Source organism: Aromatoleum aromaticum EbN1, from assembly GCF_000025965.1.
Classification (GTDB): domain Bacteria; phylum Pseudomonadota; class Gammaproteobacteria; order Burkholderiales; family Rhodocyclaceae; genus Aromatoleum; species Aromatoleum aromaticum.
Genome location: NC_006513.1, coordinates 3,015,659 through 3,042,003, shown reverse-complemented (window position 1 = coordinate 3,042,003; position 26,345 = coordinate 3,015,659). Strand labels below are relative to the sequence as shown.

At 63.8% G+C, this 26,345-nt stretch carries 29 protein-coding genes; 11 read left to right on the top strand and 18 right to left on the bottom strand.

Going from position 1 to position 26,345, the window contains the following annotated elements:
* Positions 1-10 precede the first annotated feature (10 nt).
* From ccoN to EBN1_RS14490, 4 genes are all read right to left on the bottom strand, one after another.
* Entirely contained in the window at positions 11-1,435 is a 1,425-nt protein-coding gene (gene ccoN, locus EBN1_RS14505) for a cytochrome-c oxidase, cbb3-type subunit I (protein ID WP_011238719.1), read from the bottom strand.
* A 395-nt stretch (positions 1,436-1,830) separates the two neighbouring features.
* The gene (gene ccoS / locus EBN1_RS14500; protein ID WP_041646430.1) at positions 1,831-2,028 is read right to left on the bottom strand and encodes a cbb3-type cytochrome oxidase assembly protein CcoS; all 198 of its coding nucleotides are present in this window, start codon (positions 2,026-2,028) and stop codon (positions 1,831-1,833) included.
* The gene (locus tag EBN1_RS14495; protein ID WP_041646428.1) at positions 2,028-4,517 is read right to left on the bottom strand and encodes a heavy metal translocating P-type ATPase; all 2,490 of its coding nucleotides are present in this window, start codon (positions 4,515-4,517) and stop codon (positions 2,028-2,030) included. The genes ccoS and EBN1_RS14495 overlap by 1 nt, the downstream gene beginning before the upstream one ends.
* 194 nt (positions 4,518-4,711) lie before the next feature.
* On the bottom strand, positions 4,712-5,479 hold the full coding sequence (locus tag EBN1_RS14490) for a 3-hydroxyacyl-CoA dehydrogenase (protein ID WP_011238716.1): 768 nt from the start codon (positions 5,477-5,479) through the stop codon (positions 4,712-4,714).
* Between the two features lie 186 nt (positions 5,480-5,665).
* Here EBN1_RS14490 and EBN1_RS14485 point away from each other — a divergent pair, with 186 nt between their 5' ends.
* Positions 5,666-5,986, top strand: a complete 321-nt coding sequence (locus EBN1_RS14485) for a nucleotidyltransferase family protein (RefSeq protein ID WP_041646427.1) — start codon at positions 5,666-5,668, stop codon at positions 5,984-5,986.
* Positions 5,987-6,127: 141 nt separating this feature from the next.
* Here the strand turns inward: EBN1_RS14485 and EBN1_RS14480 are convergent, their stop codons facing one another.
* Both EBN1_RS14480 and EBN1_RS14475 read right to left on the bottom strand, forming a co-directional pair.
* Positions 6,128-6,736, bottom strand: coding sequence for a CoA pyrophosphatase (locus EBN1_RS14480; RefSeq protein WP_011238714.1), 609 nt, complete (start codon positions 6,734-6,736; stop codon positions 6,128-6,130).
* A gap of 90 nt (positions 6,737-6,826) precedes the next feature.
* On the bottom strand, positions 6,827-7,483 hold the full coding sequence (locus tag EBN1_RS14475; RefSeq protein ID WP_041646425.1) for a retropepsin-like aspartic protease family protein: 657 nt from the start codon (positions 7,481-7,483) through the stop codon (positions 6,827-6,829).
* 189 nt (positions 7,484-7,672) lie between these two features.
* Between EBN1_RS14475 and EBN1_RS14470 the strand changes: the two genes are divergently transcribed.
* Positions 7,673-8,227, top strand: coding sequence for a GspH/FimT family pseudopilin (locus tag EBN1_RS14470; protein WP_011238712.1), 555 nt, complete (start codon positions 7,673-7,675; stop codon positions 8,225-8,227).
* A gap of 12 nt (positions 8,228-8,239) precedes the next feature.
* On the opposite strand, the gene EBN1_RS14465 is transcribed toward EBN1_RS14470, so the two are convergent.
* Positions 8,240-9,271, bottom strand: coding sequence for a sensor histidine kinase (locus tag EBN1_RS14465; protein ID WP_011238711.1), 1,032 nt, complete (start codon positions 9,269-9,271; stop codon positions 8,240-8,242).
* 259 nt (positions 9,272-9,530) lie between these two features.
* Here EBN1_RS14465 and EBN1_RS14460 point away from each other — a divergent pair, with 259 nt between their 5' ends.
* The 6 genes from EBN1_RS14460 (at position 9,531) to EBN1_RS14435 (ending at position 14,597) form a co-directional block, all read left to right on the top strand.
* Positions 9,531-10,343: an IS5 family transposase gene (locus tag EBN1_RS14460; RefSeq protein ID WP_041647379.1), complete on the top strand. Its 813-nt coding sequence runs from the start codon at positions 9,531-9,533 to the stop codon at positions 10,341-10,343.
* Positions 10,344-10,415: 72 nt separating this feature from the next.
* Positions 10,416-10,829: a type IV pilin protein gene (locus EBN1_RS14455; protein WP_011238709.1), complete on the top strand. Its 414-nt coding sequence runs from the start codon at positions 10,416-10,418 to the stop codon at positions 10,827-10,829.
* A gap of 1 nt (position 10,830) precedes the next feature.
* Positions 10,831-11,352 (top strand): GspH/FimT family pseudopilin, encoded by a 522-nt coding sequence (locus EBN1_RS14450; protein ID WP_011238708.1) that lies wholly within the window; start codon positions 10,831-10,833, stop codon positions 11,350-11,352.
* Positions 11,346-12,065, top strand: a complete 720-nt coding sequence (locus EBN1_RS14445; protein WP_011238707.1) for a PilW family protein — start codon at positions 11,346-11,348, stop codon at positions 12,063-12,065. The genes EBN1_RS14450 and EBN1_RS14445 overlap by 7 nt, the downstream gene beginning before the upstream one ends.
* 8 nt (positions 12,066-12,073) lie before the next feature.
* Positions 12,074-13,324, top strand: coding sequence for a pilus assembly PilX family protein (locus tag EBN1_RS14440; protein WP_011238706.1), 1,251 nt, complete (start codon positions 12,074-12,076; stop codon positions 13,322-13,324).
* Positions 13,325-13,358: 34 nt separating this feature from the next.
* The gene (locus EBN1_RS14435; protein ID WP_011238705.1) at positions 13,359-14,597 is read left to right on the top strand and encodes a type IV pilus modification PilV family protein; all 1,239 of its coding nucleotides are present in this window, start codon (positions 13,359-13,361) and stop codon (positions 14,595-14,597) included.
* Positions 14,598-14,646: 49 nt separating this feature from the next.
* Here the strand turns inward: EBN1_RS14435 and EBN1_RS14430 are convergent, their stop codons facing one another.
* The 9 genes from EBN1_RS14430 to EBN1_RS14390 form a co-directional block, all read right to left on the bottom strand.
* Positions 14,647-14,937 (bottom strand): hypothetical protein, encoded by a 291-nt coding sequence (locus EBN1_RS14430; RefSeq protein WP_041646423.1) that lies wholly within the window; start codon positions 14,935-14,937, stop codon positions 14,647-14,649.
* A 201-nt stretch (positions 14,938-15,138) separates the two neighbouring features.
* Positions 15,139-16,683 carry a hypothetical protein gene (locus EBN1_RS14425; protein WP_011238703.1) on the bottom strand — a complete coding sequence of 515 codons (1,545 nt, stop codon included), beginning with the start codon at positions 16,681-16,683 and terminating at the stop codon, positions 15,139-15,141.
* A gap of 252 nt (positions 16,684-16,935) precedes the next feature.
* On the bottom strand, positions 16,936-17,136 hold the full coding sequence (locus EBN1_RS14420) for a YjfB family protein (protein ID WP_011238702.1): 201 nt from the start codon (positions 17,134-17,136) through the stop codon (positions 16,936-16,938).
* Between the two features lie 11 nt (positions 17,137-17,147).
* On the bottom strand, positions 17,148-17,633 hold the full coding sequence (locus tag EBN1_RS14415) for a YajQ family cyclic di-GMP-binding protein (RefSeq protein WP_011238701.1): 486 nt from the start codon (positions 17,631-17,633) through the stop codon (positions 17,148-17,150).
* Positions 17,634-17,646: 13 nt separating this feature from the next.
* Positions 17,647-17,970: a pyrimidine/purine nucleoside phosphorylase gene (gene ppnP, locus EBN1_RS14410; RefSeq protein WP_011238700.1), complete on the bottom strand. Its 324-nt coding sequence runs from the start codon at positions 17,968-17,970 to the stop codon at positions 17,647-17,649.
* A 13-nt stretch (positions 17,971-17,983) separates the two neighbouring features.
* Positions 17,984-18,214 (bottom strand): DUF2788 domain-containing protein, encoded by a 231-nt coding sequence (locus EBN1_RS14405; protein ID WP_011238699.1) that lies wholly within the window; start codon positions 18,212-18,214, stop codon positions 17,984-17,986.
* Between the two features lie 12 nt (positions 18,215-18,226).
* Positions 18,227-19,456: an argininosuccinate synthase gene (locus EBN1_RS14400; RefSeq protein WP_011238698.1), complete on the bottom strand. Its 1,230-nt coding sequence runs from the start codon at positions 19,454-19,456 to the stop codon at positions 18,227-18,229.
* An 83-nt stretch (positions 19,457-19,539) separates the two neighbouring features.
* Entirely contained in the window at positions 19,540-20,463 is a 924-nt protein-coding gene (gene argF, locus EBN1_RS14395; RefSeq protein WP_011238697.1) for an ornithine carbamoyltransferase, read from the bottom strand.
* A gap of 11 nt (positions 20,464-20,474) precedes the next feature.
* Positions 20,475-21,644 (bottom strand): aspartate aminotransferase family protein, encoded by a 1,170-nt coding sequence (locus EBN1_RS14390; RefSeq protein WP_011238696.1) that lies wholly within the window; start codon positions 21,642-21,644, stop codon positions 20,475-20,477.
* Between the two features lie 303 nt (positions 21,645-21,947).
* Between EBN1_RS14390 and EBN1_RS14385 the strand changes: the two genes are divergently transcribed.
* Positions 21,948-22,244 carry a DUF3579 domain-containing protein gene (locus EBN1_RS14385; RefSeq protein ID WP_011238694.1) on the top strand — a complete coding sequence of 99 codons (297 nt, stop codon included), beginning with the start codon at positions 21,948-21,950 and terminating at the stop codon, positions 22,242-22,244.
* Positions 22,245-22,380: 136 nt separating this feature from the next.
* On the opposite strand, the gene rpsT is transcribed toward EBN1_RS14385, so the two are convergent.
* Entirely contained in the window at positions 22,381-22,647 is a 267-nt protein-coding gene (rpsT, locus tag EBN1_RS14380) for a 30S ribosomal protein S20 (protein ID WP_011238693.1), read from the bottom strand.
* A 117-nt stretch (positions 22,648-22,764) separates the two neighbouring features.
* Here rpsT and murJ point away from each other — a divergent pair, with 117 nt between their 5' ends.
* On the top strand, positions 22,765-24,300 hold the full coding sequence (gene murJ / locus EBN1_RS14375) for a murein biosynthesis integral membrane protein MurJ (protein ID WP_041646421.1): 1,536 nt from the start codon (positions 22,765-22,767) through the stop codon (positions 24,298-24,300).
* A gap of 111 nt (positions 24,301-24,411) precedes the next feature.
* Positions 24,412-25,047 (top strand): YbhB/YbcL family Raf kinase inhibitor-like protein, encoded by a 636-nt coding sequence (locus EBN1_RS14370; RefSeq protein WP_011238691.1) that lies wholly within the window; start codon positions 24,412-24,414, stop codon positions 25,045-25,047.
* 25 nt (positions 25,048-25,072) lie between these two features.
* Here the strand turns inward: EBN1_RS14370 and EBN1_RS14365 are convergent, their stop codons facing one another.
* On the bottom strand, positions 25,073-26,329 hold the full coding sequence (locus EBN1_RS14365; protein ID WP_011238690.1) for a 6-phosphofructokinase: 1,257 nt from the start codon (positions 26,327-26,329) through the stop codon (positions 25,073-25,075).
* Positions 26,330-26,345 lie beyond the last annotated feature (16 nt).

Genomic DNA, 26,345 nt, shown 5'->3' with positions numbered 1-26,345 from the left:
GTTTCTCCGATCAGGCGTGCGCAGCGGCGGGAAGCACGACGGGAGCGTCGTACGCGCGGTGGCCGGCCATCGTTTTGACCATGTTGTAGAACATGATGAGCATGCCGGTCAGGAAGAGCACTCCCCCTGCCAGGCGAATCGACCAGAACGGGTAGCTCGCCTTGACGCTCTCGACGAACGAGTACGTAAGGGTGCCGTCCGGATTCGTCGCGCGCCACATCAGCCCCTGCATCACGCCGGCAATCCACATCGACGCGATATACAGCACGATGCCGATCGTCGCGATCCAGAAGTGGGCATTGATCAGGCCCGTCGAATACATCTCGGTCCGGCCGTACATGCGCGGCAGGAGGTAATACATCGAGCCGATCGAGATCATCGCGACCCAGCCGAGCGCGCCCGAATGGACGTGACCGACAGTCCAGTCCGTGTAGTGCGACAGCGCGTTCACCGTCTTGATCGACATCATCGGGCCTTCGAAGGTCGACATGCCATAGAACGACAACGCGGTGATCAGGAACTTCAGGATCGGGTCGGTGCGCAGTTTGTGCCACGCGCCGGACAACGTCATGATGCCGTTGATCATGCCGCCCCACGACGGCGCCAGCAGGATCAGCGAGAACACCATGCCGACCGACTGGGTCCAGTCGGGCAGCGCGGTGTAGTGCAGATGGTGCGGGCCCGCCCACATGTAGGTGAAGATCAGCGCCCAGAAGTGCACCACCGACAGGCGGTACGAATACACCGGGCGCTCGGCCTGCTTCGGCACGAAGTAATACATCATGCCGAGGAAGCCGGCGGTCAGGAAGAAGCCCACCGCGTTGTGGCCGTACCACCACTGCACCATCGCGTCCTGCACGCCGGCGTACGCCGAATAGGACTTGGTGAGCGTCACCGGAAGCGCTGCGCTATTGACGATATGCAGCAGCGCGACGGTCAGGATGAACGCGCCGAAGAACCAGTTCGCGACGTAGATGTGCGAGGTCTTGCGCTTGGCGATGGTGCCGAAGAACACGACCGCGTAGGACACCCACACCACCGCGATCAGGATGTCGATCGGCCATTCGAGCTCGGCGTACTCCTTGCTGCTCGTGATGCCGAGCGGCAGCGTGATCGCGGCCAGCACGATGACCAGTTGCCAGCCCCAGAACGTGAAAGCTGCAAGGCGCGGCGCAAACAGCGTGGTATGGCAGGTGCGCTGGACGACGAAATACGACGTCGCAAAGAGCGCACAGCCGCCGAACGCGAAGATCACCGCGTTCGTGTGAAGCGGACGCAACCTGCCGAAGTGGAACCATTCCCCGACGTTGAGTTCCGGCCATACAAGCTGTGCCGCAATGATCACGCCGACCAGCATGCCCACGATTCCCCACACCACTGTCATGATGGAGAACTGGCGCACGACTTTGTAGTTGTAAGTCGCTTGCGATTGCATGTAACTGCCCCCTTGATGAAAAACCTTTGCCCCGGTCTGCAATCATCCACGCACCAGCTGCCCGGGCGAACGCGTCAATGCACAACCCCACTGACCGGCCGTTGACTTAGGTCAACATTATATTGCACCGCGCAATCGGGCGGAAGCACATGGAGCGCCAATCGTGCAAAAAAACCATGTTCGCAACATGGTGAAAATCGCAGGCAAAAAAAAGGGTGCGTATCGAACGCACCCCCAACCCCAACAGAGAGACATGAATACCAGTTGCCGGAATGCCGCCCGAAACCTCGCGGCGACAACCGTAAAAACCATGGGAAAAGTATGCCCATCTCGCCCGGATGAAGTTTTGATCAAGGTCAACAAAGGATGTCCCTGCAGCCCCGTGATGTGCCGGCTCACTTCGGCTGCTCGCGGTCGGTGCCGTCCGGCTGCTTCTCGGCAGGCGGCGGCGCATCGCGGTCGTCCATCAGCACCCGGTACGCCGGCCCTTCCATATCGTCGTACTGCCCTGACTTGAGCGACCACCAGAAAATCACGCCGATCACGAAAACCAGCACGACCGAGAGCGGAATCAGGATGTAAAGGCTTTCCATCAGCGAACCCCGCTGCGCGGTTGGCGCTGCAGGCGCAGCGCGTTGAGAACGACGAGCAGCGAGCTTCCGGCCATGCCGATGCCCGCCATCCATGGCGTGACCAGGCCGGCCATCGCGAGCGGCACCGAAGTGAAGTTGTACGCGAACGACCACCACAGGTTCTGCCGGATGATCCGCAGCGTGCGGCGCGAAAGGTCGAGCCCGCGCCCCAGCCCGGCGAGATTTTCGCTCAACAGCACGATGTCGGCTTCGTTGCGGGCGAGTTCGGTGCCGCCGCCCATCGCCACCGACACGTGGGCCTGGGCAAGCACCGGCGCATCATTGACGCCGTCGCCGACCATCGCCACCACTGCCCCGGGAGCACGCTGCAGCTTCGCCAGGAACTGCTGCTTGCCCTGCGGCGTCAGCGCGCCGTGCGCGTCGTCGATGCCGAGACCCTGCGCGACCGCATCGACCGCGCCGGGCGAATCGCCGCTCAGCACCGTCATGCGCACTTTCTCTGCGAGAAGCTTCGTCGTCAGCTGCGCGGCTTCCTCGCGCGGCACGTCCGCGAGGCGGAACAGACCGAGCCATTCGCCCGTCCTGCCGAGCGCGATCATCGAGCCGCCCCGCCCTTCAAACTCCCCGCAGCGCGCCGGCTCGGGGAGGTCCAGTTGCGCCGCGACGTAGGCCGTCCGCCCGATCGCATGGCGCACGCCATCGATTCGCCCGGCAATGCCTTGCCCGGTTTGCGCGACGACCTCATCGACCGCGGGCAGCACGTCGTCACCCCCGGCGCGGCGCAGTGCCTCGCCGACCGGATGTTCGGAATCGCGCTCGAGCGCCGCTGCCAGCACGCGCAATTCGGCTTCGCCAAGCTCGCCGAGCGGCAGGACTTCCTCGAGGCTCATCCGCCCCCGCGTCAGCGTGCCGGTCTTGTCGAAGACGAAGTGGTTCACGCGCCCGAGCGTCTCGATCGCGTGGCCGCGCGTCACCAGCACTCCCATTCGGGCCAGCGCGTCGGTCGCCACCGTCAGCGCCGTCGGCGTCGCCAGCGACAGCGCACAAGGACACGCGACCACCAGCACCGACACGAACACCCACAGCGCCCGCCCCGGTTCGATGAAGTACCACGCGAGACCCGTCGCGAACGCCAGCACCAGCAGCGCGACGATGAACACGACCGCGAAGCGGTCCGACTGCTGCGCGAGGCGAGGCTTTTCGCTCGCACCGCGCTCCATCAGGCGGCGGATCGCCGCGAGACGGGTCGAGTCGCCGACCTGCTCGACGCGCACCGTCAGCGGGCTCGAGATGTTGATACTGCCGCCGGTGACCGGGCTCCCGGCAAACTTCGGCACCGGCAGGCTCTCGCCCGTCAGCAGCGCCTCGTTCGCCTCGCTGCGTCCGTCGACGACGACGCCGTCGGCGGGCATGACTTCACCGGGACGCACCCGCACGAAGTTGCCCGGCACCAGTTGCGACACCGGCACGCGCTCGCCGTCGGGCGCCGGCCAAGCGGGCAGGAGCTCGGCAAACGCCGGCAGTACCTTGCCGAGCTCCTCGACGCCGCGCACCGCTTTCTGGCGCGCCACCATCTCCAGATAGCGCCCGCACAGCAGGAAGAACACGAACATCGTCACCGAGTCGAAATACACTTCGCCGCCCCCGACGAGCGTCGCCCACAGGCTTGCCGCGAACGCACTGCCGACTCCGAGCGCCACCGGCACGTCCATGCCGAGGCGGCGCAGCTTCAGGTCGCGCAACGCCCGCTGGAAAAACGGCGCCGCGGAATACAGCACGACCGGCAGCGTCAACAGCAGGCTCGCCCAGCGCATCAGCTGCGCAATGTCCGGCGCGAGGTCGCCTTCCGGGGCGATGTACGCCGGGAACGCGTACATCATCACCTGCATCATGCCGAAGCCGGCGACAAAGACGCGCCACAGCATCGAGCGCCGCTCGCGCTTGCCGATCTGCTCCGAGCGCTCCGCGTCGTACGGATACGCGCGGTAGCCGATCGCCTGGATTGCGGAGAGGATCTCGGACAGCTTGACGCGCCGTTCGTCCCAACGCACCCGCGCACGCCGGGTCGCATAGTTGACTTCGACCAGCGAAACGCCCGGCTGGCGCGCGACATGCTGTTCGTTCAGCCACACGCACGCGGCGCAGGTGATGCCTTCGAGGATCAGCGCCGCTTCGCGCTCGTGCTCGCCGATCGGCTGGACGAAGGTTTTCTGGAAATCGGGATGATCGAACAGCCCGAGTTCCTGCAGTTCAGCGGGCAGCGCCTCCTTCTGCGGCTCGGGCATCGCGTCGCGATGGCGGTAGTAATCAGTGAGTCCGTTCGCGACGATCGACTCGGCGACGGCCTCGCAGCCGACGCAGCACATGCGCCGCGACGCGCCGTCGATTGTCACGTAATGGTGCGTGTCGGGCGGGACCGGCAGGCCGCAGTGATAGCAGTCCTGCTCAGGCAACGATGCTCGGACAGACTCGATTTCGGAAGCGCTCATCAGGGAAACACCGAGGGCGGCAAGGGCGGCGAGCGGGCGGCCCCCTCCGTCCGGTCAGGCAGCGAAACGTCTTTTAGCACACTTGACGTCCCGCCGCTATTGCAGTGCAGCAAAACTTGCGGCACGTCAGCTCCCGAAGAGCCGCAATCGTCGCGCACGCCGCTCACCGTCGCCGCGACGCCGTCCGCTTCAGTTCATTTCGCGGTCATGCGAATCGCGCCGTCGAGGCGGATCGTCTCGCCGTTGAGGTAGGCGTTCTCGATGATGTGGCGCACCAGCGCGGCGTATTCCGCGGGCCGTCCCATGCGCGACGGGAACGGCACGGTCCTGCCGAGGGAATCCTGCACTTCCTGCGGCATGCCCATCAGCATCGGCGTCTCCATGATCCCCGGCGCGATCGTCATCACCCGTACGCCGAAGCGCGCCAGTTCGCGCGCCACCGGCAACGTCAGCCCGACGACGCCCGCCTTCGACGCCGCATACGCGGCCTGGCCGATCTGGCCGTCATAGGCGGCGACCGACGCGGTGCTGACGATCACGCCCCGCTCGCCTTCGTCGTTCGGCGCCGCCTTCGTCATCACGTCCGCCGCGAGGCGCATCATGTTGAAGCTGCCGATGAGGTTGACGGTGATCGTGCGCGCGAACGACTCGAGCCGATGCGGTCCCTCGCGGCCGACGACTTTTTCGGCCGGAGCGATGCCGGCGCAATTGACCAGCCCGTGCAGTGCGCCGAAGCCGGACACCGCGCGATCGATCGCCGCCTTCGCGCTCGCCTCGTCGGTCACGTCGGTCGCGACGAACGCCGCCGCGGCGCCCAGCTCGGCCGCCAGCGCCTCGCCCGCGTCACGATTCACGTCGGCCAGCACCACTTTGCCTCCGGCCCCGACCAGCATCCGCGCAGTCGCCGCCCCCAGCCCCGATCCGCCCCCGGTGACGACGAACACGCCATTTTCGATCTTCATTGCGAGACTCTCCGTGAATGCCGCCCGGACGCGGGCGTACGAGGGCGCAACATAATGTCCGTTGACGTCAACGTCAACTGGCAAGCCGATACCGATGGATTTTCCACCCCTTCCCACGCAGCAGTTCGTCTATCGCACCAGCGACTGACGCGCATAGGCTAAACTTCATTCGATCCCCAGGCCCTCATGAAGACGACAGTGATTGCTCTCGTCGAGTCACAACGCGCACGAATCGCCGAACTTTGCCGATCGCTCGGGGTTCAGCGCCTGGATCTTTTCGGCTCAGGGGTTCGCGGCGACTATTCGCCGTCCAGCAGCGATCTCGACTTCCTGGTTGAGTTCAACGATAGTCCCCCTGCCAAGTACGCTGAGGCGTGGCTTACCCTGCACGAAGAACTGGAACTGCTGTTCGGGCGCCCGATCGATCTCGTCACGAGCAGCGCGATGACCAACCCTTATTTCCGGGATCGTGTCCTGCAGACGCGAGAAACGGTCTATGCACCCTGATTCGGTCGACGACAAGCTCGTATGGGGCGTCGTCGAAGCGAAACTATCTACCCTCCGCCATACGATCACCGACCTCTTGGCCCCTTCCTGATCTGAACCGCCACCCCCCGGCAACGGGGCGCCGATTCACGCAGTCCCCGTTCACGATCCGCCCAGGAACCGGTACAGCGACACCAGGATTCCCGCCGTCGCACCCCAGATGAAATACCCTTCGTACGGCATCGCGTAATACTGTCGCATCCGGCCCTGGTACTCCATGGTGTGGCGCTCGTGGTTCGCCGGATCGAGGAAATGCGCCAGCGGCACTTCGAACGCTTCGGCAACTTCGAACGTGTCGAGCTTGAGCTCGAATGGCGGATGCACGAGCCCGACCACCGGCGTGATCCTGAAGCCGGTCCCGGTGAAGTACTCGGGCAGCTCGCCGAGCAGCTCGATGCGTTCCGGATCGAGACCGGTCTCCTCCTCCGTCTCGCGCAACGCCGTCATCACCGCCGAGACGTCCGCCTTCTCGACCCGCCCGCCGGGAAAGCTGATCTGGCCCGGATGATGATGCAGATGATCGGTGCGGCGCGTCAGCAGCACCGCGAGCCGTTCCGGGCGCAGGACCACCGGCACCAGCACCGCGGCCGGGCGGAACTCCCCGCGCTGTGCCCCCTCTTCGCGCACCGGCGCCATTTCCGGCGCATCGACAAACCTGCGCCGCAGCCCCTCGGCATCGAATGCCGCTTCCATGAGCTTCTTTTCGATCACTCGTCGTACCTCTCCAGAAAACGCCCGGCGGTCCCCGATTTTCTTGCCCCGTTCGCGGACTGAAACGGCAATGCCGTTTCCCGGGGGCGTTCAGTAGCGCTTGCGCAGCACGAGCCGGTCACCGTCCCGCTGCATGTCCATGCGGCCGAGAAAACTCATCCCGAGCAGCACGAACGGCAGGTCGTTTTCATGCACCAGGCCATCGACGCCGTGCACCGTGATATCGCCGACGCGCAAGGTATCGAGCCGCACTTTCCACACCATCGCCGGCCCGCTTGCGGTCTGCGTGCGGGCCGGTATGCCGCGACGGTAGTCGATGCCGGCGCGCCGCGCGTCCGACAACCCGATCGACACCATGCTCGCGCCGGTGTCGACGAGAAAACGCACCGCGGCCCCGTTGATCATGCCGTTCGCGAAGTGATGGCCGGAGGAATCGGCAAAAAGACTGACGGTCGCCGACGCCGCTTGCGGCCCGTCGGCGCGCAGCACCGCCTGCCCGAGCGCAATCCGGCGCAGGGTGCGATCCACCTCGACGACCGCCGTCTCGCCCCGGACTTCGATCAACCTGACTCCCTCGCGCGTGCGTTCCCCGACAGCCAGCGTCTTCGGCGCCCCGCCATCGACGATCAGCACCGCCTTCGCGCCGAACACGCCGACCAGCTCGACCTCCGCGCCGAACGACGCCGCGGCGAAAGCCGTCCCGAGAGACGCCACCGCAACCCGGCACAGCTTGGAAATCTGCCGCATCGATGACCTTCGAAGAAGAAATTGCACCTCGAACCGGCCCTGCGAACCGCTCTCGAGACAACCCGGAGAGGTTACCGACGAATACCCGATTGCACCAGCACGGCAGGCTGATCCCCAACTTGGGCGAAGCTTGTGGCGGCGCGAAAAACACGATTTGCATAATCAGGCCTGCTGAATTATATATTTGTCATGACTCTGAAAATGCATGGGCTCTCCCTCGTTGAACTCATTGTGACGATCGCGGTGGCTGCGATCCTTTATTCAATTGCGCCGCCGCTCCTCGCCAGCTTCCTCGAAGCCAGTCGCATCAGCGGTGCGGCCGACCTCCTCGTCACGCAACTGCACTACGCGAGAACGGAGGCGATACAACAGAGCGCGCCCATGTTCGTAACGTACTCGATGAAAGACACGGTCAATTGGAGGATGGGCATTCACGATCACAGCCAGTGCGACACGTCATTGTCAGACCCGGCACAACCCGACGCATGCACCATTCCCTCCAGCGGCGGCAGAGCGCTCACGGTGCTCGACGGGGCACAGTTCCGTGGCATCGCCGCCAGCGCAAACCGCAATGCAACCCGGTTCGACCCGATTTCGGGCACGACGCTCGGCACGAACGTCACCATCTCGCTGCAGTCACCCGGCGGCAAGGAAATCAAAGTGATTGTCAGCAACGTCGGCCGAATCCGGACCTGCTCGCCGAAAACAGCAGTAGGGAAAGTGGCCGGGCATCCTCCCTGCTGAATCAGCGATGCATCACGAGCGACTCGCATCCCCCTGATGCTTGAGCAGCGGAAGCTGCACGCGCACGATAAAGCTGTCTTCCTGCTGCCAGGTTCGCAGCTGCGCTTCCGCATCAAAATGCAAAGCCAGACGCTCCGCTATGTTTGCCAGCGCGATCCGGTTTCCCGCAGGGGTTCCGCTCGTTGAACCCGTCATCGTGTTCTGCACTTCGATATCGAGAACCCTGCCCCGGCGCCCGATCCGCACGCGGATCTCGCCACCGTTTTCGGACGGCTCCACGCCATGCCTCACCGCGTTCTCCAGCAACGGTTGCAGCAGCAGCACGGGCACAGGGGCTCCCTGCGGGGCGCCTTCGCAGTCCCAAGTCACATGAAGACGTTCACCGAGGCGAAGCTGTTCGATCTCCAGGTAAGAGCGTGCAAGGCGGATCTCCTCGGCAAGCGGCACCAGCGAACGAGGCTCCGCGAGCAACACCCGGAACAGGTCGGACATGTCGAGCAGGACCTGCTCGGCGAGGCGCGCGTCGCGCCGAACGAGCGACACAGCGGTATTGAGGCTGTTGAACAGGAAGTGCGGCCGGATGCGTGACTGCAGCGCCATCAATCGGGCCTCTGGCAACGCGGGAGAAAGCACACGCTGCCGCCAGTTGAAATACGCCAGTAGCAGCCCGGCCAGCATGGCCGCGAATACCGCCGCCTTCAGCGCCCCTCCCGTAGGGGCGCCGCCGACCCAAGCGCGCACGCCCAGGTCGAGCGCTCCGGAGACCACCGCTGCAACACCTGCCACCGCCCACACCCCCCTCCTGTAGGGCAAACGACCCAGCAACGGCGAGAGCAGAAAAAGCAGCAGCACGACGAGCAACAGCGAGGACTCGAACAACAGCCCCGACTCCGTGACGCGCAGCAGCGCGGCGAAACCCTCCGGTGCATGAGCCACCAGCGCGACAAGGCTCGCAAACTCCGCGATGACCAAAATCCGCAACATCACTCCCAGATTGCGGAAATCGGGGAGCCTCACGCTGTTGCCGGAGCCCGCATAACCCATGCTGTCATACCTCGAAATTGCATCGTCGCGCCGGGCGGCGAGCCAACCGCCCTGCCCGCTTGCGACACCTTAATATCCCCAGTCGATACGCCGCTGCCAGTCATCGCGCTGTACGTGCCGCCTGTCGAGCTTCTCTCGCACGGCTCTGTAATAAAGTGTAAGACTATGTCAGAGTCCGGAGGGCCTTCGACACGTCCGCGCCGACCTAGAGCGTGTTATGAACTTATGCAATTGATATAGTTGATGTTTTTTGATCACTGTGAGCAGAAAACCCTACCCGAGCGATGTCAGTGAAGAGGAGTGGCATTTCGTGGCGCCGTATCTGACGCTGATGAGCGAGCAGGCGCCGCAGCGCAGCTACCCCTTGCGCGAAGTGTTCAATGCGTTGCGCTGGCTCGCCCGGGCGGGGGCGCCGTGGCGACTGTTGCCGAATGATTTTCCGCCCTGGCAGATGGTGTATCAGCAGTTTCGCCGCTGGAACGATGCGGGCTGTTTCGAGGCGATGGTGAGCGACATGCGTTCGATCATCCGCGTCAGCGACGGTCGCCCGGGCCAACCCAGTGCCGTGATCCTCGATGGGCGAACGCTGCAAAGCAGCTGCGAGAGCGGGCCGCGTGCCGGCTACGACGGCTACAAGCGGCGTCGGGGCAGCAAAGTGCACATGGCCGTCGATACGCTCGGGCAACTCGTTGCGCTGACCGTCACGCCGGCCAATGAACAGGAGCGCGCGCAGGTCAAGGACCTGTGCGAGGCGGTGCAGCAAGCCACGGGCGAATCGGTGAAAGTGGCGTGGGCCGACCAGGGCTACACGGGCGACGAAGCCCGCAAAGCGGCCCAGGCGGCGGGCATCGATCTTCAAATCGTCAAGCTTCCCGAGGCGAAGAAGGGCTTTGTCTTGCTGCCCCGGCGCTGGGTCGTCGAGCGCAGCTTCGGCTGGCTGTCCCGATTCAGACGACTGAGCCGGGATTTCGAGCGGATGCCGCAAGTGCTGGCCGGATTGCATTTCGTCGTCTTCTGCATCCTCATGCTGCCCAAGGCCGCGTTCTGGCTGGCACTGGAAGCAAGTTCATAACACGCTCTAGGCCGCTTCGAACTGAAAAGCCGCATTTCCACCAACCCAAACTCCAGCCATTCGGAGAAACACATGAAGTCCAGAACAGGCGGATTCACGCTGATCGAGCTGATGATCGCCGTGGCGGTAGTCGCAATTCTCGCAGCCATCGCCGTTCCGTCATATATGGAATCCATCCGCAAGTCGCGCCGGTCGGACGCAACGACCTCACTGGCAAAGATCCAGCTTGCTCAGGAGACATACAGGTTGAACAACAACAGTTACGGAACTCTGGCAGCGCTCGGATTGGGGGCTACCTCTACCGAGGGGTATTACACGATTGCGATCACCGAAGGCACCATTTCGACAACGGGTTATACCGCCACAGCGAACGCAATAAGTGGGAAATCTCAAGCGTCAGATTCGGACTGCACAGCGATCACGATGACAGTTACCGGCGGCGGCAACACGGTAAGCAACACACCGGCCACCTGTTGGAGCAAGTGACATGGCAAACGGGATCCGCAGCGAGGGCTTCACGCTCATAGAACTGATGGTCGTGATCGTCATCGCCGCCATCCTCGCAACGATCGCCATACCCGCGCTTGGGGATTTCATCAAAAAAGCGAGGGTTCGGGGCGCGGCTGAAGCGCTTCATGCCGATCTGATGTACGCGAGATCCGAGGCCGTGCTGCGCAGTCAGGACATCACGGTCTCAATTACGGGCGGCGCAGACTGGTGTTACGGCCTGAACGCTGGCGGCACATGCAATTGCGCAACGGCGGGTTCGTGCTCAATCAAATCCGTTGCCGGCAGCACGTTCAACGGCACGGCCTTGACGTCAAATTTCACCTCCCTGACATTCGATGGTACCCAGGGGACCATCAGCGGTGCCGGTGGCACGATCGGGACGGATACGGTCCTGATTGGCAATGCCTTGGGACAGGCGGGCGTCAAACTCCTGCCGGTCTCGGTGAAACTCTGCGCGCCTTCGAGCTATGCCGCCACCATGGGGTACCCATCATGCTGAACCAACAACGCTTTACCCAGAATGGTCTGTCGCTGGTTGAGCTCATGGTGGGCATCACCGTGGGGCTGGTTGTAATGACAGGCGTCACAACGTTTTTTGTCGATTATCTCCAGAACAACCGACAGTTGCTGCAGATGGCTCGTCTGGATCAGGAACTGCGCACGGCGATGGACATCGCGGTGCGGGACATGAAGCGCATGGGTTACAAGCGCGACATCCACCTCGACATTCTGAATCTCACGCAGGACTCGGCTTCCCGCGCTGCGATCCTTCCGATCTTCGTCAATTCGGACGCCAATATCAGCGGAAGCCAGATCAACTTCTGGTACGACGAGAACAGCGACAACACGCTCGATACCACGGCGACGACCGAGCAGCACGGCTACCGGATCAACGCGAACGCCCTACAGCGCCTCACCAACAATACCTGGCAGGACATCACCGACCCGAGGGTCACGCAGGTCACCCAGTTCTCCCTCACCCGCACCTACCGATGTATCGATATCGACGGTCCGGCCGGTCCCGCAACGTGCGCCGGCACACCACCAACGCCCACAGCGAGCGACGACGGCGCATATTTCGTTACCGAGATCGCGGTTACGCTCGGCGGGAGATTGACCAACAACAACGTGATAACCCGGAGATTGAACGAGCGGATTCGCGTCCGTGGAGACATCTACAAAGATGGATCCGCAGGAACCTTCACGTACTGAGGCCCGACATGAGCAAGCACAACACTCGAAGCTTGGGCCGCGAACGCGGCGTCGCAATGGTCGTAGCGCTCATACTGCTAGTCGCAGCCACGCTCACCGCGCTGTTCACGAACCGCAATCTCGTCTTCGGCGTCAAGAGCCAAGGCAATCAGGTCAAGTCGGTGGTGGCCCAGGAAGCCGCGACCGCGGGGATCGAGGCAGCACTTGCGATCCTCGTTAACAAGACAAACCGCGAAAACCTGCTGGCTGGCACTCCAGCTGTCGCCGGGTGGTACGAAGGCAGACTGTACGGCTTCTTTCTCGATACGGACGACAATGGCACCGCCAACACGTTAAGCATCGTGCAGGTTACCAGCGGTGCCGCACCGACTGTGCCTTCTGACGCGGTCAGCTCCTTCCAGGTTCGCTTCCAACGTCTGGCGGCCCCCCTTGGGGTGACCGAAGCAGATATCGCGGTACGGATCGATGCGCTGGGTTGCGCCGATGGCCAAGCCCCGAACGCAACGGTCGGGGCCTGTACTTCGCGTGCGCTATTTACCCAATCCACGCTGTTCAAAAAAGGCCTCGCGTCGGCACCGTCTGCAGCCCTGACTGCAAAAGGCGACGTGACCCTCAGCGGAAATGTCGAAATCACGAACACGGACGCCGCAACTAATGGCACGACGATCCATTCGGGAGGGACGTATTCGTCCGGCGGCAGCGCAGAGTTGGTGACTACGCCGGGCACGCCTCCCGATGCGAGCGTCGCTTCCGGCGATACGACGCTTTCGAGTCTGTCGGACGACCGGTTTTTTCAAGGCTTCTTTGGCGAAAGCAAGGAGAACGTCGCTGCCGACGCCGTGCATGTCGCGTGCAACGGATCGTGCCCGAGCGCGATCGACGCCGTGGATACGCAAGGTAAAGTTATCTGGGTCGATGCCGACCCGACGAACGGAGCGAAAATCAACTCGAACGTCACGATCGGCTCGCCGACCGAACCGGTGATCTTGATTGTCGACGGGCCGCTGCAGATCAACGGCAACGTCATTATCTACGGCCTCGTGTATTGCACCGCGCTGACTTGGGACAACACCGGCGGCGGCACTTCGCAGATCATCGGTGCTGCCATTGCCGAAGGGAGTTTCGAGGCAACCGGCACGCCGAACCCGACCTACGACCCGGACGTGCTGAAAGAGCTCGGAGGCAATCTGGGCAAATATGTGCGAATTGGCGGCGGATGGAAGGATTGGTGCCACGACTGCAACTTCACCGCATGGTGAGCCTTTCCCGTTAGGCCGAAGTGGAGACACAACCATGAAACAACGCCATTTTTGGCCAAGAGCAAACCCGATGCTTGTCGACCGCCAAAGCGGCAGTAGTCTGATCGAGGCGCTGCTCGCAGCGGTAATTCTCGCCTTCGGTCTGCTTGCCGTGGGCAAGTTCCAGATCACCCTCGCGGACGCTATCGGTACCGGCCGTGAACGCGTGGAAGCATTGTTCCTTGCACAGGAGGAGATCGACCGGCTGCGGGCTTTTGACGTTATCGCCGTTCCCGCAGCGCCGCTCGCGACGAATTTTGCCTATGAAGAGATCGATGACGAGGCAAGTACTGCACTTCCCAACAGCGGCTATGTTGCTGCGTATAGTCGGGGAACGACGGTCAGTGCGAATCCGGTGAGTCTAACCTGGGCAGGTACGCCAGCCGTTACCGTAACGCCCGACCTTAAGCTCGTTCTCGTCAATATGACGTGGACCGACAAACGGGGCAATGCGCAAGCCCTGACGTTACCATCGATCATCGCCATGCACGATCCGGCCGATGCCGCATGGCTCATCGCGTGCCAGTCGGATGCGGATATCCGCTGCGGCACCAAGGATGTCATCAAGACGCCCTACAATCGCAACTTGCGCATTCCTTATCCGGCAAAGGATCTGGGGGGCGGAAAAAGCGCTTTCGCCCCTCCCGGCTCCCCCTACATGCGACTCGTATTCAGCAACACGTCAGGGATCATAGAGAAACGCTGTATCGATAGCGATACAGACATTCAGAACGATGTACTCGCCGACTATACTAGCTGCACCGCTTTGAATGGATACTTGCTTTCCGGCTATATCAGCGGGGGAGACGGAAGCGATGCCCCCAGCGTGACGATTGGAGGCGTAACGACAATTTCAGTCGCCCCGACTATTACCACCGGATCGCTCGATGTTTGTTTCGATGACAGTGAAACGACAAAGATACAGCCGGGATTCATATCCTATGCGTGCATAATAATTCCTACCGATACTGACGGTAACCCGGACACCCCTGCAGTTTGGTCAGGAAGTATAATTTTGAGTTTCGCGGGTACCGGGGTTACGGTTGGAACAGGGGCATCTAATGTGAGGGTTTGCCGTTTTAGCGTCGATAGCGATGACGATGGCACTATTTCGAATCGTGAGCATCCGGCGACTTACACGAATGCAAGCGAAAGTCTTGGGAATCAGAACTTTATCGTGATTCAAGGCAGTAAGACCTGCAATGGGGATCACGAAATTCAGCATCAGCCGTAAGCCGGTGAGCGACGGCAAGAACAGAGAAGACTTTCTTCCCAGTTAGTCCTCAAAAATCCATCAACTTACTGAGCCGCCGAAGCTCCTCCTCGAATCCCGGCGGCAGTTCGGGTTCGGGGCCAGCCGCCACGGGGCTTTCGAGACTGATCACCGGTTCGGCCGGAGGCGATTTCTGCACTGGGCTGACAGTGGCGGCGGCGGGGGCAGCGGAGACTTCCGTCCCCGATTTCACTCTCGCGATCAGCTGATCGTGCCTCAGGACTTTTTCGGCGTTCTCTCTCAGCGACCGCTTGTTGTCGTCGTGCTTCCTGCGCGTGATTCTGTTCAGGATTCCAATCACTCTTCAGACTTCCCTTTGCTTGTGAATCGGAGCCTCGATCGGGCGGTGGTGCTGTCGATGAAGGGGCACAGTCTACTCGACGAGCGGCTGCGATGACCCCTGGAGGGTGAGACCGCCGCCGATCACGCCGCGGCATCGCAGCCCCGCGTCGCGGGAGGAGCGGCGCAGCCCTCCTGAACTGCGCCCCGTCCCGCCTTTTCCCTACAGCTGCCGCATGAACGCGACCAGGTCGGCCTTCTCCTGTCCGTTCAGCTTCAGCGCCAGCACGAGGTTGAAGAACTCGACCGTGTCCTCGAGCGTGAGGCAGCGCCCGTCGTGCATGTACGGCGGGCTGTCCTTGATGCCGCGCAGCGTGAAAGTCTTGATCGGTCCGTCGCCCGGCTCGTCGAGGAAGCGTTCGAGATGCAGGTCGTGCATCTGGTGGTCGAGGTAGGCCGGCGGCTCGTGGCAACCCGCGCAACGGCCCTTGCCGAAAAAGATCGCCTCGCCGCGCAGCTCCTGCTCGGTCGCCTTCGCCGGGTCCAGCCGCCCTTCGACGTTGAGTTTGGGCGTCGGCGGAAAGTCGAGCATGTTTTGCAGCTGCGCCATGTGGCTGACGTGGATGCGGTCGAAGATCGTGAACCCTTTTTTCATCGCGTGGATCGGGTCGCCGTTGAAGTAGGCGGTGCGGAACTCGAACTCGGTGAAATCCTCGACGGACCGCAGGCTGCGCTTGGAGCCGTGGATCTGCTGGTTGAAGAGACCGCGCAAACTGGTCGTATCGAGGCGGAAGCGCCGTTCCTGCGGGCGGTCGTCCGGGTTCAGGTGGAACTGCCCGGTGGTGTGGCCGTTGACGTGGCAGTCGAAACAGGCGACCCCCAGGCTCGGCTGCGCGCTCTTGCGGTCGTCGGTCGCGTTGAATTCCTCCTGCGGGAAAGGCGTGACCAGGAGGCGCAGTCCGTCGAGCTGAACCGGCGTCAGGATGCCCTTGAACAGGCGGTGGAAGTTGTTGATCGACACCACTTCGCCGCGCGACACGTCGCCGAGCTCCGGCCGGTTCTGCAGGAAAATCGCCGGCGGGAATTCCGGCAGGAAAGCTTCGGGCAGGTCGAACTCGACGTCGAAGCGCTCCAGCCGCGGGAACATGTCGATCTGCATCTGCGGAAACACCTGGCCGCCGGTGGCCTGCTTCGGGTGAGGCAGCGACGGATAGGGGAAGATGCCGCGCTCGCGGATCTGCTCCGGCGGCATTTCGGCGAGGGCATCCCAGTCCACGCCTCGTGCAAGCCGCGCGGTCGGGCCGACAGGCAGAGGCTTGCCGCGGGACATCCGCGCTTCCGGGTCGAGACGCGGCGTCAGGTCGTAGCGGCTCGCCAGCAGCCCGCGCTGGGTCTGCATGACTTTTGCGCGGGCGGCGACATCAGCGCGCATCGTTTCCTCGAAAGTCTGCATCGGCTCCTTGGCGTTCAGCGGATCACGGGCGAAATCGAAGCCCAGCACGCGGCCATTGTCGGGCTGGTTGCGGAAAGCCGGCGACAGCGGCGCGCCGTCCGGCGGGTTGAACACGTCCGACCGGTCATGTTCGGACTGGCGCTGCTCGGGGCGGCTGACGGGGACTTGTCGCGGAGTTTGCACTTCAGCCGCTGCATCGCGGGGCGCCGCGGCGGGGCGGTCAGGGCTGTCCTGCGCATGACTCGGTGCTCCCCCCGCCAAGAGGGCGGCGACCACAACACTGGCACCGAAAACCGGGCTACGTCGTCTGTTCATCGATCTCTCCTTTGGCTTTCCCCGGAAGCTTTGCACGCGGCCCCCTGACCGGCTGTCCGAGGCCAAAGCCGGTCACCAGATCGAACACTAGACGCTGAACAGCAGGATTGTTATGACGAACAGGACGTACATCGACTACCAAAAACGGGTAGTCGACGCCGGGAACGTGGTGTTTCGGGAGGTTTTCCGGGAATTTCGGAGAATCGCCGGCCGCGTCGGCGCAAGATTGCTCTCGCCCCGACGCGCAGAAGATCAGACGAAGATGTCGATCGATCCGCCGACAGTGGCGCCGGGAGCGGGCGCGACTGCAGGTTGGGGGAGCGCCTGCAGGAGCTGCGCAGCATTGGACTGCTGCACGTCCATCGCCTTCCTGAGGACGAGCAGCGAGGCTTGCGCCTGGACGGTGGCCGCGCTGTTCGCGGCAGCCGCAGCGGCGATTGCGGCGACGTTCATCAGCGGCGCCGTCAGTCGCGGAAGTTGCCGAACTGCAGCGGGAAGTCGGTGATCTCCTTCTTCACCAGCGCGATCGCTTCCTGCAGGATGTCGCGCTTCGCGCCCGAGACGCGGATCGCTTCGCCCTGGATCGCGGCCTGGACCTTGAGCTTGCTGTCCTTGAGCAGCTTGACGATCTTCTTCGCGAGGTCCTGCTCGACGCCGACGCGGACCTTGAGTTCCTGCTTGAGCTTGTTGCCGCCGATCTTCTGCAGGTCGCCGTATTCGAGGCAACGCACGTCGATCTTCTTCGACGTCATTTCGGGCAGCAGGATCTGGCGCATCTGGTCGATCTGGAAGTCGCTGTCGCCGAACAGCGTCAGCACTTTTTCGCCCTGCTCGACCCGCGCGTCGCTGCCCTTGAAGTCGTAGCGGCCGCTGATCTTGCGATTGGCGACGTCGACCGCGTTCTTCAGCGAAGGCAGGTCGACTTCGGACATGATGTCGAAGGATGGCATGGCTCGCCTCCGGTCAGCCGAAGTGGCAGACGTAGTGGTACGGTTCGCCGGCGACTTCGATGTCGAAGCTGGAATTGGCCGGCACGTTGAAAGACTCGCCAGCGCCGTAGACGGTCCACTCAGACTCGCCTTTCAGGCGCACGCGGCAGCTTCCGGCGACCCCTTCCATGATCTCGGGCGCACCGGTATTGAACGTCAGCGTCGCCGGCAGGATCACGCCGACAGACTTCTTCGTGCCGTCGGCCAGCACGATTCCGTGGCTCACGCATTTGCCGTCGAAATAGACGTTGGCTTTGGTGGCGACAGTGACGCTGTCGAACTTTTCGGTGAGGCTCATGATTGCTGCTTTCCTATTCGATGCCGAGAAATCTCTGGATGAAACTCTTCGCGACGAAGCCGACAAAACCCAGCCCGAGCGCGATGAACAGCCACACGGTGCCGTATCTGCCGGCTTTCGACTGCTTCGCGAGATTGCCGATGATGAACAGCATGTAGAGGATCAGCGCAGTCAGCAGGATCTTGAGCGACCAGTCCTCGAACTCCGCGATCGTCAGTCCGAAAATGACTGCGTCGCCGTCCATCGATCAGCCTCCTTAGCCGCGCTTCGTCTGCGCGTTCGCCGCGATGCGCATGCGCAGCGCGTTGAGGCGGATGAAGCCGTGCGCGTCCTTCTGGTTGTAGGCGCCCTGGTCGTCCTCGAACGTCGCGATCGTCGGGTCGAACAGCGAATCGGTCTTCGAGTCGCGGCCGGTGACGATGACGTTGCCCTTGTAGAGCTTGACGCGCACCCAACCGTTGACCGATTCCTGCGTGTTGTCGATCAGCGCCTGCAGCGCGCGACGCTCCGGGCTCCACCAGTAGCCGTTGTAGATCAGGCTGGCGTAGCGCGGCATCAGGTCGTCCTTGAGGTGCGCGACTTCGCGGTCGAGCGTCACGGATTCGATCGCGCGGTGGGCACGCAGCAGGATCGTGCCGCCCGGGGTTTCGTAGCAGCCGCGGCTCTTCATGCCGACATAGCGGTTTTCGACGAGGTCGAGGCGGCCGATGCCATGCTTGCCGCCGAGCTCGTTGAGCTTCGCGAGCAGCTCGTGCGCCTTCATGCGCGTGCCGTTGATCGCGACGAGGTCGCCGCGCTCGAATTCGAGGTCGAGGTACTCGGCCGCGTCGGGCGCCGCTTCCGGTGACACGGTCCAGCGCCACATCGACTCCTCGGCTTCCGCAGCCGGGTTCTCGAGGTGGCGGCCTTCGAACGAGATGTGCAGCAGGTTCGCGTCCATCGAATACGGCGAGCCGCCCTGCTTGTGCTTCATCTCGATCGGGATGCCGTGCTTCTCGGCGTACGCGAGCAGCTTCTCGCGCGACAAAAGGTCCCATTCGCGCCACGGCGCGATGACTTTCACGCCCGGCATCAGCGCGTAATAGCCGAGTTCGAAGCGGACCTGGTCGTTGCCCTTGCCGGTTGCGCCGTGCGACACCGCGTCAGCGCCGGTCGCGCGCGCGATCTCGATCTGGCGCTTGGCGATCAGCGGACGGGCGATCGACGTGCCGAGCAGGTATTCGCCCTCATAAACCGTGTTGCAGCGGAACATCGGGAAGACGAAGTCGCGCACGAACTCTTCGCGCAGGTCGTCGATGAAGATGTTGTCGGGCTTGATGCCGAACTTCAGCGCTTTCTGGCGCGCGGGCTCGAGCTCTTCGCCCTGGCCGAGGTCGGCCGTGAACGTCACCACTTCGCACTGATAGGTATCCTGCAGCCACTTCAGGATGACCGAGGTATCCAGCCCGCCCGAATAGGCAAGCACCGCTTTCTTGACGTCGCTCATGTCGATTTCCGCTTTTTCCGATTTCCGCTCAACAGACAGGCCGCAGCCCTGCGGCCTGCAGCCGGGACTTGCAAAGACGCCGGCTAGTCTTCGACTTTGCCGAGCACCAGGTATTCCATCAGCGCTTTCTGCACGTGCAGGCGATTCTCCGCTTCGTCCCACACGACCGACTGCGCGCCGTCGATGACGTCGGCAGTGACTTCCTCGCCGCGGTGGGCCGGCAGGCAGTGCATGAAGACCGCATCGGCACGGGCCGCCGCCATCATTTCGGCGTCGACGCACCAGTCGGCGAAATCCTTCATCCGCTCGTCGTTTTCCGCTTCGAAACCCATCGACGTCCACACGTCGGTGGTGACGAGGTCCGCGCCCTTGCACGCCTCCATCGGGTCGGCGAACTGCTCGAAATGACCCGTGCCGTACAGGCCGGCCCGTTCCGGCTCGACTTCGTAGCCGGGCGGCGTCGACACGTGGACGTTGAAATCGAGCAGCTCGGCGGCCTGCAGCCAGGTGTTGCACATGTTGTTCGAATCACCGACCCAGGCGACCGTCCTGCCCTGGATCGAGCCGCGGTGCTCGATGAAAGTGTAGATGTCGGCGAGGATCTGGCACGGGTGGTATTCGTTCGTCAGCCCGTTGATGACCGGGACGCGCGAATGCGCGGCGAAGCGCTCGATGATGTCCTGCTCGAAAGTGCGGATCATCACGACGTCGCTCATGCGCGAGATCACCTGCGCCGCGTCTTCAACCGGTTCGCCGCGACCGAGCTGCGAGTCGCGGGTGTTGAGGTAGATCGCCGAGCCGCCGAGCTGCTGCATGCCGGCCTCGAACGACAGCCGCGTGCGCGTGCTGGCTTTCTCGAAGATCATCACCAGCGTGCGGTCGAACAGCGGGTGATACGGTTCGTAGCGCTTGAACTTGTCCTTGATCCAGCGCGTGCGGTCGAACACGTGCCGGTAGTCGTCGCGCGTGAAATCCTTGAACTGCAGGTAGTGCCTGGGTTTGGTCATCGCGCCTCCTCTCATTCGAGATGCTTGCGCACCAGCGGCGCGAGACGCGACACCAGCTCCTGGGCATTGGCCTCGGTGAACACCAGCGCCGGCAGCAGGCGAATCACCCGGTCGGCAGTGACGTTGATCAGCAGGCCGGCGTCGAGCGCCTGGCGGACCAGGTCGCCGCAGGGACGATCGAGCTCGATGCCGATCATCAGCCCGCGGCCGCGGATATCGACGACGCCGGAAAGCCCTGCGAGGGCTTCCTGCAGGCCGGTGCGGATCGCTTCGCCGACCTTGACGGCGTTGGCCATCAGTCCGTCGTCCTCGATCGTCGCGAGCGTCTCGAGGCCCGCGGCGCAAGCGAGCGGATTGCCGCCGAAAGTCGAGCCGTGATTGCCCGGCCCGAACAGGCCCGCGGCGCGCCCGCTGGTGACGCACGCACCGATCGGCACGCCGGAACCCAAGCCCTTCGCGAGCGTCATCACGTCGGGGGTCACGCCGCCCTGCTGGAAACCGAACCAGCTTCCGGTGCGTCCCATGCCGCACTGGACTTCGTCGCAGATCAGCAACCAGCCGCGCTCGTCACAGAGCGCGCGCAGGTCGCGCTGGAAGGTTTCGTCGGCGATATTGACGCCGCCTTCGCCCTGGATCATTTCGAGCATGACCGCGACGATGTTGTGATTGTGCTCGCCGACCGTGCGGATCGCGCCGATGTCCTTGTACGGCACGCGCAGGAAACCGGACACCAGCGGCTCGAAGCCGGCTTGGGTCTTGCGGTTGCCGGTCGCCGACAACGTCGCCAGCGTGCGCCCGTGGAACGCGTTTTCCATGACGACGATCGCCGGCTGCTCGATGCCTTTCCGGTGCCCGTGGAAACGCGCGAGCTTGATCGCGGCCTCGTTGGCCTCGCAGCCGGAGTTGCAGAAGAACACTTCGTCCATGCCCGACACCGCGGCGAGTCGGTCGGAGAGTTCTTCCTGCAGCGGGATGCGGTAGATGTTCGACGTATGCAGCACTTTCGCCGCCTGGCCGGCGATTGCACGCACCAGACGCGGGTGATTGTGACCGAGCGTCGACACGGCGATCCCGGACAGGCCGTCCAGATAACGCTTGCCCGTCTCATCGAAAAGCCAGACCCCTTCGCCGTGCGTGAATGCGACCGGCAATCTGGCGTAAGTATTCATGAGATGCGACATGGAGGACCCCGATCAGGATGAAGCAGAAATGCACACGGCGGCACTGGCCGCCGTGAATAATCGAAGGGTCGATGTTAAGCGAAAAAGGCGCGCCTTGTACAGATTGCAAGCCCCGATGCAAACCCCCGGCGCGTGTCGCCTCCCCGCCTCACCGCACCCACATCATGAAACCGTCAGCCACGACATGAAATCGCAAAGCCGGTTTTCTGCTAGAATCCGCCGCGTCTTTCGCGGTCCTCACAACACCGGCTCGAGCCGGGACGCCGCCTCCTGAAAATTCCCTCAGCCGCCGGGTTGCGCTACATGAGCCAATTGATCGAAAGCTTCGTCATCATCGGAGTCACGCGAGAGGGAAAGACTTTCCGCCCGAGCGACTGGGCAGACCGCCTGTGCGGAATCATGTCTGCTTTCGGCGCGGATCATCGCATGATGTATTCGCCCTACGTCCGCCCGGGTTGCACGCTCAAAGGGCACAAGGCGGTGCTGGTCGATGCCAGGCTGTACAAGATCGAGCCTCTGGCCTACAAGTTCCTGACCAACTTTGCCAAAGACAACGACCTGGTCGTGGACCGGATCGACGACGACCAGCTGAAGATCTGATTCCCCGCGCAGCCCTGTCTTGTTCGGCCCGACGCAGAAACGGGCGTTGCACTCTCGCAGCGGCGGACGCGCCGCGGACAATAAAAAACGGCGACCCGAAGTCGCCGTTTTCACTTGCTGCCAGCGGGTGTAAAGATCAGGCGGTCATCGCCTTGATCGCGGCCGACAGGCGGCTCTTGTGGCGAGCGGCTTTGTTCTTGTGGATGATCTTCTTGTCCGCGATGCTGTCGATGGTGCTCATCGAGGTGCGGAACGTCGCTTGCGCCGCAGCCTTGTCGCCACCCACGACGGCCTTTTGCACAGCCTTGATCGCGGTACGCAGACGAGAACGCAGGCTGCCGTTGTGAGCGCGGGCCACGACCGCCTGACGGGCGCGCTTGCGGGCTTGTGCCGAATTGGCCATAGATGTTCTTCCGTTGGTTGGTTCTTGAAAACGCGCGAGTCTACCGATTCGGACTGTCCGATGCAAGTGCGCCGCGAGCCTCCAGCCGCTATCATCTCCCCCTTTTGGCTATCCCAGATGAATCTGCTGCGCGCCCTCGCCACCGTAAGCGGCATGACCCTGTTGTCGCGCATCCTGGGCTTCGTCCGCGATTTCGTCATTGCCCGGGCATTCGGCGCCGGGATCGCGACCGACGCTTTTTTTGTCGCGTTCCGTCTGCCGAACCTGCTGCGGCGCATGTTCGCCGAAGGGGCGTTCTCGCAGGCTTTCGTGCCGATCCTCGCCGAATACCGGAACCGCCAGGGGCCCGAGGAAGCGCACCGGCTCGTCAATCGCGTCGCCACGGCACTCGGGCTCGCGGTGACCGCAGTGTCGGTGCTCGGCATTCTCGCATCGCCCTGGATCATCCAGGTGACGGCGCCGGGGTTTGCGGCAACTCCGGACAAGTTCGCGCTGACCGTCGAGCTGACGCGCATCACGTTCCCGTACATCCTGTTCATGTCGCTCGTCGCGCTCGCCGGCGGCGTGCTCAACACCTGGAGCCGCTTCGCGATTCCGGCTTTCACGCCGGTGCTGCTGAACCTGTCGTTCATCGGCATGGCACTGTTCGCCGCGCCGTACTTCGACCCGCCGGTGCTCGCGCTCGGCTGGGCGGTGTTCATCGGCGGCGTGCTGCAGCTGATGCTGCAGCTGCGGCCGCTCGCGCGCATCGGGCTGCTGCCACGCTTCGACCTCAAGCTGTCGGACCCGGGCGTACGCCGCATCGCGAAGCTGATGGGGCCGGCGATGCTCGGCGTTTCGGTGAGCCAGGTGTCGCTGATCATCAACACCATCTTCGCGTCGTTTCTCCCCAGCGGCAGCGTGTCGTGGCTGTACTACGCGGACCGCCTGATGGAATTCCCCGCCGGACTGCTCGGCGCAGCGCTCGGGACGATCCTGCTGCCGAGCCTGTCGAAGCTGCATGCCGACGAACAGCCCGAAGCTTTTTCGTCGCTGCTCGACTGGGGCCTGCGCCTGACGCTGATGCTGACGCTGCCGGCGGCGCTGGCGCTGGCGTTGCTCGCGGTGCCGCTGATCTCGACGCTGTTCCAGCACGGCGCGTTCTCCGCCGCCGACGTGATGCAGACCCGCCTCGCGCTGATCGCATACAGCATCGGGCTTGCCGGGCTCATCCTCGTGAAGATCCTCGCGCCCGGCTTCTATGCGCGCCAGGACATCCGCACGCCGGTGAAGATCGCGCTGCTGACGCTCGCGGCGACGCAGCTGATGAACCTCGCGTTCATCGTGCCGCTGCAGCACGCGGGGCTCGCGCTGTCGATCGGCCTCGCGTCGCTGCTCAACGCGGGGCTGCTGTATCGCGGACTGAGGCGGCGCGGCGTGTACCGGCCGCAGCCGGCGTGGGGCCGGTTCTGGCTGCGGCTCGCGGGCGGGCTGGTGGTGCTCGGCGCCGTGCTGTGGTTCGGCCGTGGCGACGACGCGTGGTGGCTCACGGAAGGCGGGCTGGCGCGCGTGCTGCGGCTGTCGGCGATCGTCGCCGCCGGCGTGGTGGCGTATTTCGCGACGCTTTTGGCACTCGGCTTTCGCCTGCGCGATTTTCGCCGCCGCGCCGCGTAAGGCCTGCGTGAGTCCCATGTCGATCGGGAGGCGGGACACCGATCACCGCAACCCGCTCTACAATGAATCCATCCCGGCTTTCCCGCCGCCCCACCAAAGGAGCCCAAGGGCATGAAACTCACGAGCCAGAGCTTCACCGACAACGCCACGATTCCCGGCGAATTCGCATTCTGCATTCCGGCGGCTGCCGGGCACGTGTGCCTCGCCAGCAACCTCAACCCGCACCTGGCATGGACCAGCATCCCGTCCGGAACCCGCTCGTTCGCGCTGATCTGCCATGACCCTGATGTTCCAAGCAAGGGCGACGACGTCAATCAGGAAGGACGCGTCGTGCCGGCGAATCTGCCGCGCGTCGATTTCTTCCACTGGGTGCTGGTGGATCTTCCCGCCGAGCTGCGGGAAATTGCGGCCGGCAGCTTCTCGGCGGCCGTCACGCCGGGCGGCAAGCCCGGACCGCAGGCCCCGCATGGGCGTCACGGAATCAACGATTACACGGCGTGGTTCGCGGGCGACGAATCCATGCGCGGCGACTACTACGGCTACGACGGCCCCTGCCCGCCGTGGAATGACGAGCTGGTGCACCATTACGTCTTCACGCTCTACGCGCTCGACGTCGAATGCATCGCGCTCGAAGGCCGCTTCGGCGGCGCCGAAGTACGCAATGCGCTCGCGGGCCATGTGCTCGCCGAGGCGAAGCTGACCGGCCTCTACAGCCTGAATCCCGCGCTGGAGCGCCGCCCCGGGTGATCCAGGCGGGCGCGGCGAGCGTGCGTCACGGACGGTACGGCGCGAGCTTGCGCGGCACACCGGGCAGCGGGAAACGCGGATAATCCGGCAGCCCGCCGGCAAAACACGCCGGCATTTCCCCTTCGATCAGCGGGCGCAGGTACGTGCGCGCGGCGTCGGTGACGTGCAGCCCGTCGGGGCGAATGAAGGCGCGAGGCACCTGGCGTTCGAGGTTCGCGATCGCGGCCACCGCGACGGGCGCGACGTCCCAGCGGTATGGGGCGTCGGCGAGGCGGCGGATCGCGGCCATCACGCCGTCGCGCCCCGCCAGCGCATACTCCACCGCCGCCTGCCCGACCGCACGAGCCTGCGCGTGGTCGGTCGCCGACACCAGGTGGCCGGCCGCGCGCTGCAGGTAGTCCGGAATCGCCCAGTGATGCTTGTAGCCGAGGCGCGAGTGGATCAGGCGCGCGATGCACTGCCCGGCCCCGCCGAGCTGGACATGGCCTTTCGCATCCTCGTCCTGCTCCATCAGCAGCGAGCCGTCGGCGCGACGGATGCCTTCCGAGACGGTGACCGCGCAATAGCCGAGACGCGACACGGTGGACCGGACCACCGCGAGAAAAGCTTCCTCGTCGAACGGCACTTCGGGCATCAGGATCACATGCGGCGGCTCGTCGTCGTTGCGCGCGGCGAGCGCGGTCGCTGCGGCCAGCCAGCCGGCGTTGCGCCCCATGACTTCCAGCACGAACGCGCGCCCGACGCGGCTCGTCATCGCCGCCAGGTCGAGCCCGGCTTCGAGCATCGACGTCGCCGCGTACTTCGCCGCGGAGCCGAAACCGGGTGAACAGTCAGTGCCTTCGAGGTCGTTGTCGACGGTCTTCGGCACTCCGACGCAGACCAGCGGATAGCCGCGCTCCGCGGCCGCGCGCGACACTTTCGCGACCGTATCCATTGAGCCGTTGCCGCCGTTGTAGAGGAAATAACCGATGTCGTGGGCCGCAAGCACTGCGAACAGGCGGTCGTACTGGTCGCGATTCGCCTCCGGCGGATCGAGGTCGAAGCGGCACGAGCCGAACGCCCCGCCCGGCGTGCCGGCCAGGCGGCGCAGATCGACGACCGACAGCGGCGCGGTGTCGATCAGGTCCTCGTCGAGCGCGCCGAGAATGCCATGCCGCGCCGCAAGCACCCGGCCGACCGCATCGGCGCGGGCCCGAGCCGCTTCGATGACGCTTGCCGCGGTCGCGTTGATGACCGCGGTCACCCCGCCGGACTGGGCATAGAGCAGGTTGGCTTTGTTCATCACGGTCCGGAAGCGC